Annotated in this window: 14 protein-coding genes; 6 read left to right on the top strand and 8 right to left on the bottom strand. The window is 67.7% G+C overall.

What is annotated here, in order from left to right; genetic code table 11:
• Positions 1 to 35: 35 nt before the first annotated feature.
• From RCP80_RS08160 to RCP80_RS08150, 3 genes are all read right to left on the bottom strand, one after another.
• A complete protein-coding gene (locus RCP80_RS08160) occupies positions 36 to 1,124 on the bottom strand; it encodes a 2-oxoacid:ferredoxin oxidoreductase subunit beta (protein ID WP_308481851.1) in 1,089 nt (362 codons plus the stop codon).
• Complete coding sequence (locus RCP80_RS08155) at positions 1,121 to 3,109, bottom strand: 2-oxoacid:acceptor oxidoreductase subunit alpha (RefSeq protein ID WP_308481850.1); 1,989 nt, start codon at positions 3,107 to 3,109, stop codon at positions 1,121 to 1,123. The genes RCP80_RS08160 and RCP80_RS08155 overlap by 4 nt, the downstream gene beginning before the upstream one ends.
• 378 nt (positions 3,110 to 3,487) lie before the next feature.
• Positions 3,488 to 4,501: a LacI family DNA-binding transcriptional regulator gene (locus RCP80_RS08150; protein WP_308481849.1), complete on the bottom strand. Its 1,014-nt coding sequence runs from the start codon at positions 4,499 to 4,501 to the stop codon at positions 3,488 to 3,490.
• Between the two features lie 262 nt (positions 4,502 to 4,763).
• On the opposite strand from RCP80_RS08150, the gene RCP80_RS08145 reads away from it, so the two are divergent.
• Together RCP80_RS08145 and RCP80_RS08140 are read left to right on the top strand one after the other, a co-directional pair.
• Positions 4,764 to 5,774 (top strand): Gfo/Idh/MocA family protein, encoded by a 1,011-nt coding sequence (locus RCP80_RS08145; protein WP_308481848.1) that lies wholly within the window; start codon positions 4,764 to 4,766, stop codon positions 5,772 to 5,774.
• A complete protein-coding gene (locus RCP80_RS08140; protein WP_308481847.1) occupies positions 5,771 to 6,634 on the top strand; it encodes a sugar phosphate isomerase/epimerase family protein in 864 nt (287 codons plus the stop codon). Before RCP80_RS08145 ends, RCP80_RS08140 begins: the two co-directional genes overlap by 4 nt.
• A gap of 105 nt (positions 6,635 to 6,739) precedes the next feature.
• Here RCP80_RS08140 and RCP80_RS08135 read toward each other — a convergent pair whose 3' ends face one another.
• The 5 genes from RCP80_RS08135 to RCP80_RS08115 all read right to left on the bottom strand — a co-directional run bounded on the left by RCP80_RS08135 (position 6,740) and on the right by RCP80_RS08115 (position 11,236).
• A complete protein-coding gene (locus tag RCP80_RS08135; RefSeq protein WP_308481846.1) occupies positions 6,740 to 7,135 on the bottom strand; it encodes a heme-binding protein in 396 nt (131 codons plus the stop codon).
• Between the two features lie 280 nt (positions 7,136 to 7,415).
• Positions 7,416 to 8,234, bottom strand: a complete 819-nt coding sequence (locus RCP80_RS08130; RefSeq protein ID WP_308481845.1) for an ATP-binding cassette domain-containing protein — start codon at positions 8,232 to 8,234, stop codon at positions 7,416 to 7,418.
• A 10-nt stretch (positions 8,235 to 8,244) separates the two neighbouring features.
• On the bottom strand, positions 8,245 to 9,303 hold the full coding sequence (locus RCP80_RS08125; RefSeq protein ID WP_308481844.1) for an ABC transporter permease: 1,059 nt from the start codon (positions 9,301 to 9,303) through the stop codon (positions 8,245 to 8,247).
• Entirely contained in the window at positions 9,300 to 10,283 is a 984-nt protein-coding gene (locus tag RCP80_RS08120; RefSeq protein WP_308481843.1) for a substrate-binding domain-containing protein, read from the bottom strand. The genes RCP80_RS08125 and RCP80_RS08120 overlap by 4 nt, the downstream gene beginning before the upstream one ends.
• A gap of 203 nt (positions 10,284 to 10,486) precedes the next feature.
• The gene (locus RCP80_RS08115; RefSeq protein WP_373693468.1) at positions 10,487 to 11,236 is read right to left on the bottom strand and encodes a GntR family transcriptional regulator; all 750 of its coding nucleotides are present in this window, start codon (positions 11,234 to 11,236) and stop codon (positions 10,487 to 10,489) included.
• Between the two features lie 190 nt (positions 11,237 to 11,426).
• On the opposite strand from RCP80_RS08115, the gene iolC reads away from it, so the two are divergent.
• From iolC to iolD, 4 genes are read left to right on the top strand one after another with little or no spacing between them, the layout of a single operon-like run.
• Positions 11,427 to 12,422, top strand: coding sequence for a 5-dehydro-2-deoxygluconokinase (iolC, locus tag RCP80_RS08110; RefSeq protein WP_308481841.1), 996 nt, complete (start codon positions 11,427 to 11,429; stop codon positions 12,420 to 12,422).
• Entirely contained in the window at positions 12,415 to 13,299 is an 885-nt protein-coding gene (locus RCP80_RS08105; RefSeq protein ID WP_308481840.1) for a Cgl0159 family (beta/alpha)8-fold protein, read from the top strand. The genes iolC and RCP80_RS08105 overlap by 8 nt, the downstream gene beginning before the upstream one ends.
• A 3-nt stretch (positions 13,300 to 13,302) precedes the next feature.
• Positions 13,303 to 14,190, top strand: coding sequence for a 5-deoxy-glucuronate isomerase (gene iolB / locus RCP80_RS08100; RefSeq protein WP_308481839.1), 888 nt, complete (start codon positions 13,303 to 13,305; stop codon positions 14,188 to 14,190).
• Between the two features lie 2 nt (positions 14,191 to 14,192).
• Positions 14,193 to 16,142 (top strand): 3D-(3,5/4)-trihydroxycyclohexane-1,2-dione acylhydrolase (decyclizing), encoded by a 1,950-nt coding sequence (gene iolD / locus RCP80_RS08095; protein WP_308482748.1) that lies wholly within the window; start codon positions 14,193 to 14,195, stop codon positions 16,140 to 16,142.
• Positions 16,143 to 16,405: the final 263 nt, after the last annotated feature.

Below are 16,405 nucleotides of genomic sequence, written 5' to 3'. Positions count from 1 at the left end.
CCCGAGGATTTCGCGCCCAAACGTGAGGTTCGGCGTTACACGGTCCAGGTGTCGCGGCCGCGAAGCAGCGACTGCAGCGCGTTGGTGTCGTTCGGCAGTGTCTCCCTTGCCGAGGCCACCTGCGCGCGCGCCTGGTCGTTATAGGTCGGGCGGCTCACCTGACGGAAGATCCCCATCACGGTGTGCTCGAGGTTCTGATCGCTCATCCGCGACAATGCGAACGAGTAGGCCGGATCATCGAGCGTGGCATCGTGCACGACGATGTCCTCGACCGCGACATCGGCGGTCTTGGCCACGTCGAGTCCGAAACCCGAGCGCACGAGGCAGTATTCGCCGTCGTTACCGAAGGTCACCGGCTCACCCTGGGACACCCGGATGACGCGCTCCTCGGCGCCGTCCTTGCGCAGCAGGTCGAACGAGCCGTCGTTGAAGATCGGGCAGTCCTGCAGGATCTCGACGATCGCCGCCCCGCGGTGCGCCGCGGCGCCGCGCAGCACCTCGGTCAGCCCGGCCCGGTCGGAGTCCAGCGCGCGCCCGACGAAGGTCGCCTCGGCGCCCAACGCCAGCGACACCGGGTTGAACGGCGTATCAAGCGACCCCATCGGGGTGGACTTGGTGACCTTGCCGACCTCGGAAGTCGGCGAGTACTGGCCCTTGGTGAGCCCGTAGATCCGGTTGTTGAACAGCAGGATCGTGAGGTTCATGTTGCGGCGCAGCGCGTGGATCAGGTGGTTTCCACCGATCGAAAGCGCGTCGCCGTCACCGGTGACCACCCAGACCGACAGGTCATCGCGGGCCAGCGTGAGACCGGTGGCGATGGTCGGAGCGCGGCCGTGGATCGAGTGGAACCCGTAGGTCTCCAGGTAGTACGGGAAGCGGCTGGAGCAGCCGATACCGCTGACGAACACCATGTTCTCGCGCTTGAGCCCCAACTCCGGAAGGAAGTTGCGGATGGTGTTGAGGATGACGTAGTCACCACAACCCGGGCACCAACGCACCTCCTGGTCGCTGGTGAAGTCCTTGCCTTTTTGGGCCACGTCGGTGGTCGGCACTCCACTGGTCCCGGTCAGACCGGGGGTGAGACCGAGGTCCACTCCGCTGATGCTTCCCATCAAATCCGTCATCCGTCTGCTCCTACGCCAGAATCCACCGTGGCTGCTGCCGCTCGAGCGAATCTGGCTTTGTCACTTTCCTTTTCGGCCAACGTGCCGTCGAAGGCGGCTTCGATGATGCCCTCGACCTCGTCGGCCAGAAATGCCATTCCCTGCACCTTGGTCACCGACTGCACGTCGACGAGGTACTTGCCACGCAGCAACAGCGCGAGCTGGCCGAGGTTCATCTCGGGTGCGACCACCTTCGGATAACGCTTCAACACGTCACCGAGGTTGGCCGGGAATGGATTGAGATAGCGCAGATGCGCGTGGGCCACCTTGATCCCCGCGCGCCGCGCCCGGCGGCAGGCCTCGCCGATCGGCCCGTACGAGCTGCCCCAGCCGAGCAACAGCAACTCGGCGTCACCGGTGGGATCGTCGACCTCGAGGTCGGGCACCGTGATGCCGTCGATCTTCAGCTGGCGCAGCCGCACCATCAGGTCGTGGTTGGCCGGCTCGTAGGAGATGTTGCCCGAGCCGTTGGCCGATTCCAGGCCGCCGATCCGGTGCTCGAGGCCGGGCGTGCCCGGCACCGCGAACTGCCGGGCCAACGTGTCGGCATCGCGGGCATACGGCTGGAAGGGCTCGCCCTGCTTGGCGAAGGTGTGCTCGATCTTCTCGTAGCTCGCGATCTCCGGGATGCGCCACGGCTCGGAACCATTGGCGATCGCACCGTCGGACAGCAGGATCACCGGGGTGTGGTACTTGATGGCGATCCGAACGGCCTCGACCGCCATGTCGAAGCAGTCCGACGGCGACTGCGGCGCCAGCACGGCAACCGGGGATTCCCCGTTGCGGCCGAACATCGCCTGCAGCAGGTCGGCCTGCTCGGTCTTGGTGGGCAGACCGGTCGACGGCCCACCGCGCTGCACATCGACGATCACCAGCGGCAGCTCGGTCATCACCGCGAGTCCGATGGCTTCGGACTTCAACGAGATGCCGGGACCGGAGGTGGTGGTGATACCCAGCGCGCCCCCGTAGGACGCACCGATCGCCGATCCGATGCCGGCGATCTCGTCCTCGGCCTGGAACGTCAGCACGTTGAAGTGCTTGTGCTTGGACAGCTCGTGCAGGATGTCGGAGGCGGGCGTGATCGGGTAGCTACCCAGCATGATCTGCAGGTCCGCCAGCTGCGCGGCGGCGATCAGCCCGTAGGACAACGCGGTGTTCCCCGAGATCTGGCGGTAGTCGCCGGGCGGCAACTTGGCCGGGGCGATCTCGTAGGTGGTGCCGAATGCCTCGGTGGTCTCGCCGTAGTTCCAGCCGGCCTTCAGCGCGAGCACGTTGGCCTCAGCGATATCGGGCTTGCGGGCGAACTTCTCCCGGATGAAGGTTTCGCTGGTTTCGATCGGGCGGCCGTACATCCACGACAGCAGGCCGAGCGCGAACATGTTCTTGGCGCGCTGCCCGTCCTTCTTGGAGGCGCCGATCTCCTCGACCGCACCCAGGGTCAGGGTCGTCATCGGAACGGCCTGCACGACGTAGTCGGACAGGTCTTCGCTCTCCAGGGGGTTCGACTCGTAGCCGACCTTGGCCAGGTTGCGCTTGGTGAACTCGTCGAGGTTCGCGATGACCAGGCCGCCGCGCGGCAAATCGCCGATGTTGGCCTTGAGCGCCGCCGGGTTCATCGCGACGAGTACGTCGGGGCGGTCGCCGGCGGTCAGGATGTCGAAATCGGCGATCTGGATCTGGAAGGACGAGACGCCCGGGAGGGTGCCCTGTGGGGCGCGGATCTCCGCGGGGTAGTTGGGCTGGGTGGCCAGGTCGTTGCCGAAGAGCGCGGCCTCCGTGGTGAAGCGGTCGCCCGTGAGCTGCATACCGTCACCGGAGTCACCGGCGAACCGGATCACGACCTTCTCCAGCTTTTCCCGCGGGTGTGTCGCCGAACCGTTGACGCTCGGAGTCCCCTCGACTGGCGTGCTGCCGTTTGGACCCACGTCTCCGCCTTTCGTCTGCATCTGCCTTATATTCATCTGTCTACGTCTTCATTTGCGTCGACGTGTGCTTGCTGGATTGGCCCCGGGGTCACGTGTTTCCGGGCCGTCCCCGGAGTCTGCGACCCGAACGCGGACGCGCTGCGATTTCGGACCCTCCAGAGTTGGTGTCACTGGTAGTCACGATTATTGCACTTCTCTTAGGCTACCCGGCCCGCCGGGGTGCCCCGACACGCCGAAGCTCGACCCCCGAAGTCGCAGTTCAGGGGCGTGGCCCGCCACGAACCTGTGCATAAGTGTGTGTTTCCTCACTTTCCCAGGCCGCCAAAATCTAAGAACCTGCGGATACCCGCCGGTAACTTCGCGGCCGCCCATGCTGAGCGATCGCTCAGCGTTACATTATCACCCCGGAATGTTGTAAGGGGTAACAATCTGGACCGGCACCGACTTGGCCGGCTCCGCCGGCATCGCCCCGCGCGCCTGCAAGATCTTGCGCAGCGCCAGCCGCGCATCGGCGCGCAGGTCGTTGTGCAGGACCGCCGAGATCTTGCCCTCGTGGAGCAGCCGACGGTTGTCGACGTCGAGATCATGGGCAACGAACACTCTGCAGACCCGACCCAGCTTCTCGAACGCCGCGACGGTGGCCGCGTTGCCGCCGCCGACCGAGTAGACCGCCTCGATCCCGGGATGACGCCGTAGCGCCTCGAGCACCAGTCGCTCGTTGGTCGCATCGATGCCGTCGCTCTCCGACACGTCGATGACCTCGAGGCCGGATCCGCGCAGCGCCGCCCGGAAACCGACCTCCCGCTCCCCCTCGCCGCGAAAGACGTTGCGGCTCACCGTGATCAGGACGGGGGTGCCGGGGCGCACCGGCTGCCCCAGCCACTGCCGAATCAGGTATGCGGCCGTGGTGCCCGCCCCGTGGTTGTCGATGCCGACGTAGCCCGTGCGGGCACTGCTGGCGATGTCGGTGGTGTAGGTGACCACCGGGGTGCCCCCGGATTCCAGCGCATCGACTGCGGCTGCCACCACCGGTTCGTCCTGAGCCTTGAGGATCACGCCATGGCTGCCACGCAGGCGCGCGAGTCGATCCACCGTGGCCGCGGCGGTGCCGGTCTCCCACAGGTGGAACCGGGCCCGCAGCATCGCCGGCGCGAACGTCGGCAACTCGGCCTCGACGGCCTCGCGGAACGCATCGGAGAACCGCGTCGGGGTCTGCATGACCACGTCGATCAGGTAGCGCCGGCCGTTGAGCCGCAGTTGAGCCCGCTGTTTGTCCAGGTCGGCGATGGCTTGGCGAACCTCGGCGCGGGTGTTCTCCCGCACGCCCGGGCGGTTGTTGAGCACCCGGTCGACGGTCGCCTCGCTCAGGCCCGCCTGCTGGGCGATTTCGCGCACTTTGTAGCGGTGCGCCATGGCGCAGGTCTCCTTCCGTCGCCAGCAGACGAACACTTCCCCCGTTCAGGCTCCTTAGCGGGAAGTTTGCGGCTGCTTGGCACTCTGGCTTGAGGGTTTTTTGACGGCTTTTTGGTGTTGATTGTGGTCCATTCCACAGCAAGACTGGCGCCATGTCCACAGTGCCGACGACGGCCCGCGCCCAGCGCGCCGAGGCGAACTAGCCAACCCAGCGCACCCGCCTCGACGCCGCATTGCGCTCGCACCACGAACGGAGACCGCCATGACCACCCTCGGACTGATCGGGCTGGGCCGTATCGGCGCCTTCCACGCCGATACGCTGACCAACCTGCCGGGGGTCGACCGGCTGGTGATCACCGACGAACGGCCGGATGTGGCCCGTCAGGTGGCTACGAAATACGGGGCCACCCCGGTCGATTCGGTCGAAGCGCTGCTGTCCTCCGGGGTCGACGGGGTGGTGGTGGCCGCGGCGACACCGGCACATGCCGAGCTGACGCTGGACGCCGTCGAACGGCACCTGCCGACGTTCTGCGAAAAGCCCGTGGCGGGCACAGCGGCCGAGAGCGCGGCCGTCGCCGAGGTCATCGCACGCTCCGGGGTGCCGGTGCAGATCGGCTATCAGCGCCGCTTCGACGCGGCCTTCAGCGCGGTCAAGGCCGCGGTGGACAGCGGTGCGCTGGGCACGCTGCACACCGTGCGGAGCACCACGATGGATCCGGCTCCCCCGCCGATGGAGTACATCGCCGGTTCCGGCGGCATCTTCCGGGACTGCGCCGTGCACGACTTCGATGCCTTGCGCTGGATCACCGGACAGGAAGCGATCGAGGTCTACGCCACCGGCAGCGTGCAGGGCGATCCGCTGTTCAGCGAGTACGGCGACGTGGACACCGCCGCGGTCACCGTGAGATTCGACGGCGGTGCCCTCGGTCTGGTGTCCGCGGCCCGCTACAACGGCCGCGGCTACGACTGCCGGTTGGAGGTGCACGGGTTCGACGACACCGTCGTCGCCGGCTGGGATCAGGGCGTCCCGGTCCGCAACGCCGACGCGGTCGCCGCGGGGGCGTTCCCCACCGGCGCCCCGCATCGCTTCTTCATGGACCGATTCGCCGCGGCGTTCCGCACCGAGCTCGAGGGTTTTCTGAAAGTGGTGCAGGGCGGCCCGGTTTCGGGCGCCACCGTCGCCGACGCGGTCGAGGTGGCCTGGATCGCCGAGGCCGCCGCCGAGTCGCTGCGACGCAACGCCCCGATCACCATCGAGGAGGTCCGGCGATGAAGATCGCGGGTGCGCCCATCTCCTGGGGCGTGTGCGAGGTGCCCGGTTGGGGCCATCAACTCGGTCCCGACCGGGTGCTCGCCGAAATGCGTCGGGCCGGGTTGACCGCCACCGAACTCGGTCCCGAGGGGTTCCTGCCCGCCGACACCGTGGCGTTGACCGCGCTGCTGGACGGGTTCGGGCTGGCCTGCGTCGGCGGCTTCGTGCCGGTGGTTCTGCACGACGCCGGCCACGACCCCGCCAAAGATCTGGCGGGACCGTTGGATTCGCTGTCGGCCGCGGGTGCCGGGCTGGTGATCCTGGCCGCGGCCACGGGCGCCGACGGCTACGACAGCAGGCCGGTCCTGGATGATTCCCAGTGGGCCACCTTGCTTTCCAACCTGGACCGGCTCGCGGCCGCGGCGGCAGAGCGGGGAATCAAGGCCGTGCTGCATCCGCACGTCGGCACCATGGTGGAAAACCGGGCCGAGGTGCACCGGGTGCTGGCCGGGTCGAGCATCCCGCTCTGCCTGGACACCGGGCACCTGCTGATCGGCGGGACCGACCCGCTCGAGCTGACCAGATTGGCGCCCGACCGCATCGAGCACACCCACCTCAAGGACGTCGACGCGGCGCTGTGCGCCAAGGTTCAGGCCGGCGACATGTCCTACACCGATGCCGTGGCCGCGGGCCTGTACGTCCCGCTGGGCGCCGGCGACGTCGACATCGCGGGCATCGTCAAGCTGCTGCGGGACAACGGCTACGACGGTTGGTACGTGATGGAACAGGACGCCATTCTCGACGCCGAACCCGACGAGCAGGACGGACCGCTGTCGGACGTGATGGCAAGCGTCAGCTATCTGCGGTCCATCTCCGGGTGACCCCGCGCCGCGCCGCTCACCCAACGAGGCTGCGATCACCGACGCGATGACTGGCACCGCGCGGCGACCGCAGCCTCGTTGGGTCCTGCGGTATCAGGTGAGGTCTCAGCCCGCCATGAACTGGTCGTAGGCGGCCGACAGCGTCGGCGGCAATGCCGAGACGTTGCACTGGCTCTGGGTCTCGCCGATGGGAGCCAGGATGCCGCGGAGTTCGTAGTACTCCGCGGGGTTGGCCGTGAAGTAGGCCCGCACATCGGCGGCGGCCTGCGCCGGCGCCTTGCCGCGCGCCGACATCAGGGCCTGGTTGGCGCCGGGATGTCCGTCGAGATAGGACAGCGCCGAGGTCTGCACGGTGTTGACGGTGTTGGCCACGCCGCCGGGGCTGCAGTCGGGCGCCGCCGAGGCCGCCGGTATCGCGATGGTCGCGGCAACGGCTCCCCCGAGCAGCGCACCCACGGAGACGCCGGCAATGCGACGGCTGATTCCAGGATTGGATTTCATGATCAATTGATTCCTCTTCGAGTGTTGCGGTTCCCCGTCCTGAAAACCACGGTACGGACCCAATTTCGGGCGCCGCACCGACGAATGCGTGCGCGGCCCGAGGGCCGCAAACGTTACATCCACCGGCCGTGACCTAGCCCTCAATCTGAGCCCCGGAACCGGCCGAATTCGCCGGTGGCGAACGGTTTTCTTAGGCCCGGGCGTCGATTCTTAACCCGCCGTGATCTATGACCGGTTTGTGACAGGAAGCGGTCACGCGGTAGGCACGAGGCCGCCGGCGTCAGGTCCGGCCGAGTTCGTGGCTCAGCGCCTCGAGTTCATTGCCGCCGGCCATCTCCTGGGTCAAGGTTTCCAGGCTGATCTCGTCGTAGCTGCAGTCCAGCTTCTGGTGACCCCGATTCAGCAGCACGAAATGGTCGCCGACCATGTGCGCGTGGTGCGGGTTGTGCGTGATGAAGACGACGCCGAAGCCCTGCTCCTTGGCCGCGGTGATGTAGCGCAGCACCATCCCGGATTGCTTGACGCCGAGCGCCGCGGTGGGCTCGTCCAGGATCAGCACCCGGGCACCGAAGAAGATCGCCCGCGCGATCGCCACGCACTGGCGTTGACCGCCGGACAGCGACCCGATGGGAGCGTCGACATCGGGCAGGTCGATGCCCATCTTGTTCAGCTCGGTTATCGTGGTCGCCCGCATCGCGTTGCTGTCCAGCGACTTCAGCAGGCCCCTCTTGCGCAGTTCGTTGCCCAGGAAGAAGTTGCGCCACACCGGCATCAACGACACCACCGCGAGATCCTGGTACACCGTGGCGATCCCGGCGTTCAGCGCGTCCTTGGGCGAGGCGAACTCCATCGGGGTGCCGTCGATCAGCAATTGGCCCTCGGTCGGCTTGTGCAGGCCCGCAATGATCTTGATGAGCGTCGACTTGCCGGCGCCGTTGTCACCGAGCACACCGGTCACCTCACCGGCGCTGACCCGCAGATTGATGTCCTTGAGCGCGATGATGTTGCCGTAGCTCTTGCCGGCGTTCTTCAGTTCGACCAGTGGCACCGCCCCGCCGGAGGGGGTTTCGGCGATCGGAGCTTCCGCAGTAGTGCTCATCGTGTTCGTCCTATCGCTTTGCCGCATAGTTCCGGAAGGCGTTGTTGGCGACCACCGCGAACAGCAACATGGCCCCCAGGAAGAACTTGAACCAGTCCGGGTTCCAGCCCGCATACACGATGCCCTGGTTGGTCATGCCGAAGATCAGGGCACCGATCAGGGTGCCGATCGCGGTGCCGTAACCGCCGGTCAGCAGACACCCGCCGATGACCGCGGCGATGATGTAGAAGAATTCGTTGCCGACGCCCTGGCCGGACTGAATGGTGTTGAACGTGAACAGCAGATGCATGCCGACGAACCACGCGCAGAAGCCGACCGCCATGAACAGGCCGATCTTGACCTTGGTCACCGGGACACCGACCGCGCGGGCGCTGTCCTGGTTGCCGCCGACCGCGAAGATCCAGTTCCCGATCCGCGTCTTGAACAACACGTAGGTGGCCACGAGCGCGAACAGGATCCACCACAGCACGGTGATCCGCAGCGGCACCGAACCGATGGTGATCGTAGAGGCGAACACCGTTCGGCCGGACTCGAAACCCGCCATGTCGGACACGCTGGGGGTGGCGACCTGACCGGACACCAGCTTGGTGACCGCGAGGTTGATGCCGGCCAGCATGAAGAACGAACTCAGCGTGATCAGGAACGACGGGATCTTGGTTTTCATCACCATGTAGCCGTTGAAGAACCCGACGGCCAGCGAGACCACGAGCGCCAGCGCGGCCCCGGCCCACAGATTCAGGTGCAGGTTGTAACAGAGCATCGACGCGGCCAGCGAACTGGTGGTCACCGCAACGCCGGCGGACAGGTCGAACTCGCCGCCGATCATCAGCAGGCCGACGCCCACGGCCATGATGCCGATTGTCGAACTCGCGTACAGCACCGTGGCCAGCGACTCCGGCGAGCGGAACGGCGGTGCCACGATCATGAAGAGGATGAAGATGCCAATCGCCCCGACCAGTGCGCCCATCTCGGGGCGAATGATCAAGCGCTGCAGCTTGTTCTGCTCCTTGACCCGTTCGTCGTGGACCACCTTGCGGGTGCTGAGGTCCAGGTCGGCATGGGTGCTCATCGGGTCCCCGCTCGCGCGTACTCGGCGACCGCTCCGATGTTCGACCTGTCGATGAACGACGGCCCGGTCAGCGTCGGCTGATTGCCGCCGATCACGTTGCCGTTGTTCAGATAGAGCCACAGCGAGTCGACGGCGAGGTAGCCCTGCAGGAAGGGCTGCTGATCGACCGCCCACTGGATGTCGCCGCTCTCGATCGCAGAAACCAGCTCGGCGTTGGTGTCGAAGGTGGCGACCTTGGCGCTGCTGCCGGCGTTGCGCACCGACTGCACGGAGGTGAGCGCGAACGGGGCTCCCAGCGCCACGATGGTGTCGATCGACGGGTCCTGCTGCAGCTTGGCGGTGATCGTCGACTCCACCGAGGGCATGTCCTTGCCGTTGACGTTCAGGGTCTCGACCGCCGGAAACGTGTTCTTCACGCCCGCGCAGCGGGCCTCGAGGTCGACGTGGCCCTGCTCGTGGATGACGCAGATGGCGCGGTTGGCGCCGTCGTCGGCCAGCCGCTTGCCGGCCTCCTTGCCGGCGATGAAGCCGTCCTGGCCGAAGTACTCCAGGACCCCCATGCCCTGCCAGGCATCCTGGCCCGCGTTGAACGCGACCACCGGAATGTTCTTGGCTGCCGCGTTGCGCACCGCGGGACGCATGGCGTCCGGCTTCGCCAGGGTCACCGCGATGCCGTGCACACCGCTGTCGACCGCGCTCTGGACGTGGTTGGCCTGATTGGGCGCCTCGGGATCGCTGGAGTACAGCAGCTCGATGTTGTCCTTTTTCGCCGCGGTCTCGGCGCCCTTGCGCACCAGGTCCCAGAAGGAGTCGCCGGGTGCCTCGTGGGTGATCATCGCGACCTTCATGCGCGGGGTGTCGGCAGTACCGGCGCCCATGCCGCCGCCGCTGCTGCTGTCGGGTTTACCGCCGGTGCTGGAACAGGCTCCCAGCACGAGAACCCCCGCCCCGACGACCGCCACGAGCCGGCTCAACGTCATTGTCTCTCCCGTCCTTTGCTGGCGTCCTTCGATGACGTCCCTCGGCCTCGCCGCGGCTGGGTGCGCTCCACCGAGGTGGGCGGCCGGCGACTCGACCTAGCTGTCGATGTAATACCGGTCACATCCAAAAGTCAAGACTTTGTTCTGACATTAGGACTGCTTATCAAAGCCTCGCGGCACGGGGAGTGCGCGTCGCGGGTGGCTCAGCGGTCGACGAGGGTGGTGTCGAAGAAGTAGCGCGAGGCCCGATACACGTGGTTGCCGTATTCGACGGCCCGACCGGAATCGTCGAAGGCCGTTCGCTCCATCACCAACAGCGGCGCCTTGAGCTTCTCGTCGAGCAGCCGGGCCTCCTCACGGTCGGCCGAGCGGGCCCCGATTCGCTGTCGCGCCAACCGTATATGGACACCGCGCGCGCGCAGCGCCTGATACAGGCCGGACCGCTCCAGCTCCTCGCGCGCCGGGGCAAGACCGATCGGCAGATAATTGGTCATCACCGCCAACGGTTGCCCACCGGAGAAGCGCAACCGGCGGATGGTGACCAACTCGGCATCGGCGGCCAGGTTCAATTGCTGCGCAATGACTTCGGCCACCGGACCGACCGAGTAGTCGAGCACCCGCGTCGTCGGGTCCTGGCCCGCGCGCGCCAAGTCGTCGAACAGGCTGGTGAGCTCGACCGGCCGGTGCACGGCCGTCTGCACCACCTGCGTGCCGACGCCACGCTTGCGCACCAGCAGGCCCTTGTCCACGAGTTCCTGGATTGCGCGCCGCGTGGTGGGCCGGGACAGGTTGAGTCGGTCCGCGAGGGCCAGTTCGTTCTCGAATCGGTCCCCGGGCTTGAGCACGCCGTCGATGATCGCCTTCTCGAAAACCTGGGCGACCTGGAAGTACAGCGGCACGGGACTGGACCGGTCCAGGTCGATCTGCAGTGTGGTGGACACCCTGGCTCCCATCGGTGCCTGCCCGCGCACCGGGCCGCTGGCGATTGCGCTTCAGATTATATGCATATGACTGGAAGTATGAATGTCCGAACAAAGTCTTGACAGCACGCATGCCGGGTAGCACAGTCGAACAAGTCCTGCGCTCGTCGCCGTCCGATGGTTCACAACCTCACACCGCACCACCGCAGCTGAGGAGTCAGCCTTGACCGTTTCAACCGCCCGCCCCCACGACGTCCTCGTGATCGGACGAAGCGGGGTCGACGTGTATCCGCTCCAGGTCGGGGTCGGCCTGGAAGAGGTCGAGTCGTTCGGCAAGTTCCTCGGCGGCAGCGCCGCCAACGTCGCGGTCGCAGCGGCCCGGCTCGGGCATCGCAGCGCGCTGATCTCGGGGGTCGGTGACGACCCGTTCGGCCGCTTCGTCCGCGCCGAATTGGCCCGCCTCGGCGTCGACAACGACTTCGTGGACACCCACGACGAGTACCCCACCCCCGTGACGTTCTGCGAGATCTTCCCGCCGGACAACTTCCCGCTGTACTTCTACCGCCAACCGTCGGCCCCCGACCTGCAGATCGGGCCCGACGCGATCGACCTCAGCGCCGTCGCCGCGGCGCGGCTGTACTGGTCGACGGTCACCGGCCTGTCCGAAGAGCCCAGCCGCAGCGCACATTTCGCGGCTTGGGCGGCGCGCAACGGCACCGCGGACGGGGACCGCAGCCCGCTGACGGTGCTCGATCTCGACTACCGCCCGATGTTCTGGGCCTCCCCGGCCGAGGCGACCACCCAGGTGCAGCGCGCCCTGCAGCACGTCAGCGTCGCGGTGGGCAACCGCGAGGAGTGTGAGATCGCCGTCGGTGAATCCGATCCCGCCAAGGCCGCCGACGCCCTGCTGGACCTGGGCGTGGAACTGGCGATCGTCAAACAGGGCCCACGCGGCGTACTGGGCAAGACCAAGCACAGCGCCGTCACCGTGCCTCCCAACGAGGTGGACGTGGTCAACGGTCTGGGCGCCGGGGATGCCTTCGGCGGCAGCCTGATCCACGGCCTGCTGCACGGCTGGCCGCTGCAGAAGACGCTGCGCTACGCCAACGCCGCGGGCGCGATCGTCGCGTCCCGGCTCGAATGCTCGACCGCGATGCCGACCGCCGCCGAGGTGGCCACGCTGGCCGAGCAAACCGCGGTGGGTGCCGCCAATGCCTGAGGGCTGCCCGGCCGGCGACTACGCGCGGATCACCGAACTACGCGTCAACGATCCCGCGGCGATCGCACGGGCCTGGCAGGCGCGCACCACCCGCCCCGTGGCACGCGACGACGGCCGGCTGATGATCGTCGCCGCCGACCATCCGGCCCGCGGGGCGCTGGCGGTCGGCGCCCGCTCGACGGCGATGAACAGCCGGACCGACCTGTTGGACCGGTTGCGCGCCGCGCTGGCCGATCCCGGTGTGGACGGTGTGCTGGCCACCGCCGACATTCTCGACGACCTGGTCCTGTTGGGCGCCCTGGACGACAAGGTGGTGTTCTCGTCGTTCAACCGCGGCGGGCTGGCCGGGTCCGTGTTCGAACTCGACGACCGGATGACCGGCGCGACCGCGGCCGCCACCGCGGCGGCCAAGATGAACGGCGGAAAGATGTTGTGCCGCATCGACCTCGACGATCCCGGCACCGTCTCGACCATGGCGGCCTGCGCGCAGGCCGTCGACGAACTCGCCGCGCACGGCCTGATCGCCATGCTCGAACCGTTCATCTCCAGCCGGGTGGCCGGCAAGGTGTGCAACGACCTGCGCCCCGACGCCGTCATCAAGTCCGTGCACATCGCCCAGGGTCTGGGCTCGACGTCGGCCTACACCTGGATGAAGCTGCCCGTCGTCGACGAGATGGAGCGGGTCATGCAGTCCACCACGCTGCCGACACTGCTGCTCGGCGGCGATCCCGCCGACCCGGACCAGGCCTTCGCCAGCTGGGAGAAGGCGCTGGCGCTGCCGTCGGTGCGCGGCCTGATCGTGGGCCGCACCCTGTTGTATCCCCCCGACGACGATGTCAGTTCGGCGGTGGCGACCGCCGTGGCGATGGTGAGGTAGACCGTGCACAGCAAGCTCTACATTCCGGCCGGCAGCGCAACCGAATCCGCCGGTCCGCCCTATCTCGTCGACATCACCCCGGAGTCCGCGGGCTGGGCGGAGTCCAGCCTGCAGGTGGTGGACCTGTCCGCCGCGCAGCAGATCGACTTGCGGACCGGCGACACCGAGGTGATGATCCTGCCGCTGGCCGGCGGCGGCTCGGTCGAATGCGGGCGCGAGCAGTTCGAATTGTCCCCCCGCGCTTCGGTGTTCGACGGCCCGGCCGACATGGTCTACCTCGGCATCGGCCAGCACTACACGCTGGCCGGAACCGGCCGGTTCGCCGTCTGCGGCGCCCGGGCCGGCACGTCGTTTCCCAACCGTCGGGTCGCGGCCGGCCAGGTGGCCGTGGAACTGCGCGGCGCGGGTAACTGCAGCCGCCAGGTACACAATTTCGGCACCGCAACCGCCTTCGAGGCGGATTCGCTGATCGCCTGCGAGGTCATCACGCCCGGCGGGAACTGGTCGAGCTATCCGGCGCACAAGCACGACGAGAACACCGAGTTCGAAACCCAGCTCGAGGAGATCTACTACTTCGAGATCGCCGACAGCCCCGCCGGCACACCGGGATTCGGCTACCACCGGGTGTACGGCACACCCGAGCGTCCGATCGAGGTGCTCGAGGAGGTGCGCTCCGGCGATGTGGTGCTGGTCCCGCACGGCTACCACGGCCCGTCCATCGCCGCACCGGGACACCACATGTACTACCTGAATGTGATGGCCGGTTCCGGACCGGAACGCGCCTGGCGCATCTGCGACGACCCCGACCACACGTGGCTGCGCAGCAGTTGGGAACACCAGGACGTCGATCCTCGACTGCCCTTCACCGCGTCCGACACCCGAGGAGGATGACCGTGGTCTCCACCGCGCCCAAGTCGCCCGAGCAGCTCGCCGACGCCGAAGACCGGGTTCGGCTCACCGTGGCGCAGGCCACCGTGCGGTTCCTGGGCAATCAGTACGTCGAACGCGATGGGGTACGGCAGAAGTTCTTCGCCGGCTGCTTCGGCATCTTCGGCCACGGCAACGTCGCCGGCATCGGGCAGGCGCTGCTGCAGGACGAGGTCGAATCCCACGCGGCGGGTTCGGCGCCGAACCTGCGGTATGTGCTGGCGCGCAACGAGCAGGCGATGGTGCACAGCGCGGTGGCCTACGCGCGGCAGGCCGACCGGCTGCAGACCTGGGCCGTGACCGCGAGCGTGGGGCCCGGTTCGACCAACATGCTCACCGGGGCGGCGCTGGCGACGATCAACCGGTTGCCCGTGCTGTTGCTGCCGTCGGACACCTTCGCCACCCGGGTCAGCGCCCCGGTGCTGCAGGAACTCGAACTCCCGGGCAGCGGCGACGTCACCGTCAACGATGCCTTCCGGCCGCTGTCGCGATACTTCGATCGGGTGTCGCGGCCCGAACAGTTGCCGGCGGCGTTGCTGGGTGCGATGCGGGTCCTCACCGACCCCGCCGAGACCGGAGCCGCGACGGTGGCGCTGCCGCAAGACGTCCAGGCCGAGGCGTTCGACTGGCCGGTGTCGCTGTTCGCCGAGCGCACCTGGCACATCGGGCGCCCGCTGCCGGACCGCGCGGCGTTGCTGCGCGCGGCCGACGTGATCCGAGCGGCGGCGGCGCCGCTGATCATCGCCGGTGGCGGCGTCATTTATGCCGAGGCCACCGAAGCCCTGGCCGCCCTGGCGGCGCGCACCGGCATCCCGGTGGGCGAAACCCAGGCGGGTAAGGGATCGCTGACCCATGACCATCCCCAGTCGGTCGGGGCCATCGGATCCACCGGCACCACCGCGGCCAACGCGCTGGCCAGCGAGGCCGACGTGGTCATCGGGATCGGCACCCGCTTCAGCGATTTCACCACCGCATCGCGGACCGCGTTCAACAACCCGGGAGTCCGATTCGTCAACATCAACGTGGCGTCGTTGGACTCGGTGAAACAAGGTGGGGTCAGTGTGGTCGCCGACGCCCGCGAGGCACTCGCCGCCCTGAACGACGCGCTCGGTGACTACACGGTCGGCGAGGCCTACCGCGCGCGCACCGCCGCGCTGATCGCGGACTGGAACGACACCGCCGCGGCGGCCTGCGCGGTGACCGACGCCGCGCCACTGAATCAGAACCAGGTGATCGGACTGGTCAACGCCCTGTCCGAACCGCGCGACGTGGTGGTGTGCGCCGCCGGTTCGATGCCCGGGGACCTGCACAAGCTGTGGCGCACGCGCGACCGCAAGGGCTATCACGTCGAGTACGGCTATTCGTGCATGGGTTACGAGATCGCCGGGGGTATCGGCGTGCGGATGGCCGCGCCGGACCGCGACGTCTTCGTGATGGTCGGCGACGGCTCGTACTTGATGATGGCCACCGAGTTGGCGACCGCGGTCCAGGAAGGCGTCAAGATCATCGCGGTGCTCGTCCAGAATCACGGATTTGCCTCGATCGGCGGACTGTCGGAGTCGCTGGGCTCGCAGCGCTTCGGCACCGCCTACCGCTACCGCGGCACCGACGGCCGACTCGACGGAGACAAGCTCCCGGTGGACCTCGCGGCCAACGCCGCGAGCCTGGGCGCCGACGTCATCCGGGTCACCACCGGGGCCGAATTTGCCGAGGCCGTCAAGACTGCCAAGGCCAGCGAACGCACCACCGTGATCCACGTGGAGACCGATCCGAGGGTCTCGGCACCCGACAGCCATTCCTGGTGGGATGTCCCGGTCAGCGCGGTCTCGACGCTCGAGTCCACCCAGCGCGCCCGGGCCCGCTACGCGGACTGGAAGCGGGTCCAGCGTCCGCTGATCAGACCCGCCGACGGGTGACGGCGCGCTGACCTCGGCGACCGTCGCCGGCTCGGGCGCCCACATGGCCGCTCGCGGCGTGTCGGCCGGCCGACAGACCCGGGCATTGCGTCCGAGCGATTCCGATACCGCCGACGGACCGCGATCCGCTCCGGCAGTGCACAACGTCGCGATAGTGTGCACCGGCGCGCGGGCGACGATGGCGTCACAGTGGCCACCGAACCGGGGCCGAAGTCGCTTACCAGCAAACTCTCCACAGAGAGAAACACACCGCAAAATCCGGC

Source organism: Mycolicibacterium sp. MU0053, from assembly GCF_963378095.1.
GTDB lineage: Bacteria > Actinomycetota > Actinomycetes > Mycobacteriales > Mycobacteriaceae > Mycobacterium > Mycobacterium burgundiense.
This window is presented reverse-complemented; position numbering and strand designations above follow the sequence as displayed.

What these genes read in the sequence shown, in the direction of transcription:
- RCP80_RS08155 (WP_308481850.1), bottom strand. Translation starts at nt 3,109, where the DNA reads ATGCAGACGAAAGGCGGAGACGTGGGTCCAAACGGCAGCACGCCAGTC.
- RCP80_RS08140 (WP_308481847.1), top strand. Translation starts at nt 5,771, where the DNA reads ATGAAGATCGCGGGTGCGCCCATCTCCTGGGGCGTGTGCGAGGTGCCC.
- RCP80_RS08130 (WP_308481845.1), bottom strand. Translation starts at nt 8,234, where the DNA reads ATGAGCACTACTGCGGAAGCTCCGATCGCCGAAACCCCCTCCGGCGGG.
- RCP80_RS08150 (WP_308481849.1), bottom strand. Translation starts at nt 4,501, where the DNA reads ATGGCGCACCGCTACAAAGTGCGCGAAATCGCCCAGCAGGCGGGCCTG.
- RCP80_RS08160 (WP_308481851.1), bottom strand. Translation starts at nt 1,124, where the DNA reads ATGACGGATTTGATGGGAAGCATCAGCGGAGTGGACCTCGGTCTCACC.
- RCP80_RS08135 (WP_308481846.1), bottom strand. Translation starts at nt 7,135, where the DNA reads ATGAAATCCAATCCTGGAATCAGCCGTCGCATTGCCGGCGTCTCCGTG.
- RCP80_RS08125 (WP_308481844.1), bottom strand. Translation starts at nt 9,303, where the DNA reads ATGAGCACCCATGCCGACCTGGACCTCAGCACCCGCAAGGTGGTCCAC.
- RCP80_RS08120 (WP_308481843.1), bottom strand. Translation starts at nt 10,283, where the DNA reads ATGACGTTGAGCCGGCTCGTGGCGGTCGTCGGGGCGGGGGTTCTCGTG.
- RCP80_RS08105 (WP_308481840.1), top strand. Translation starts at nt 12,415, where the DNA reads ATGCCTGAGGGCTGCCCGGCCGGCGACTACGCGCGGATCACCGAACTA.
- RCP80_RS08145 (WP_308481848.1), top strand. Translation starts at nt 4,764, where the DNA reads ATGACCACCCTCGGACTGATCGGGCTGGGCCGTATCGGCGCCTTCCAC.
- RCP80_RS08115 (WP_373693468.1), bottom strand. Translation starts at nt 11,236, where the DNA reads ATGGGAGCCAGGGTGTCCACCACACTGCAGATCGACCTGGACCGGTCC.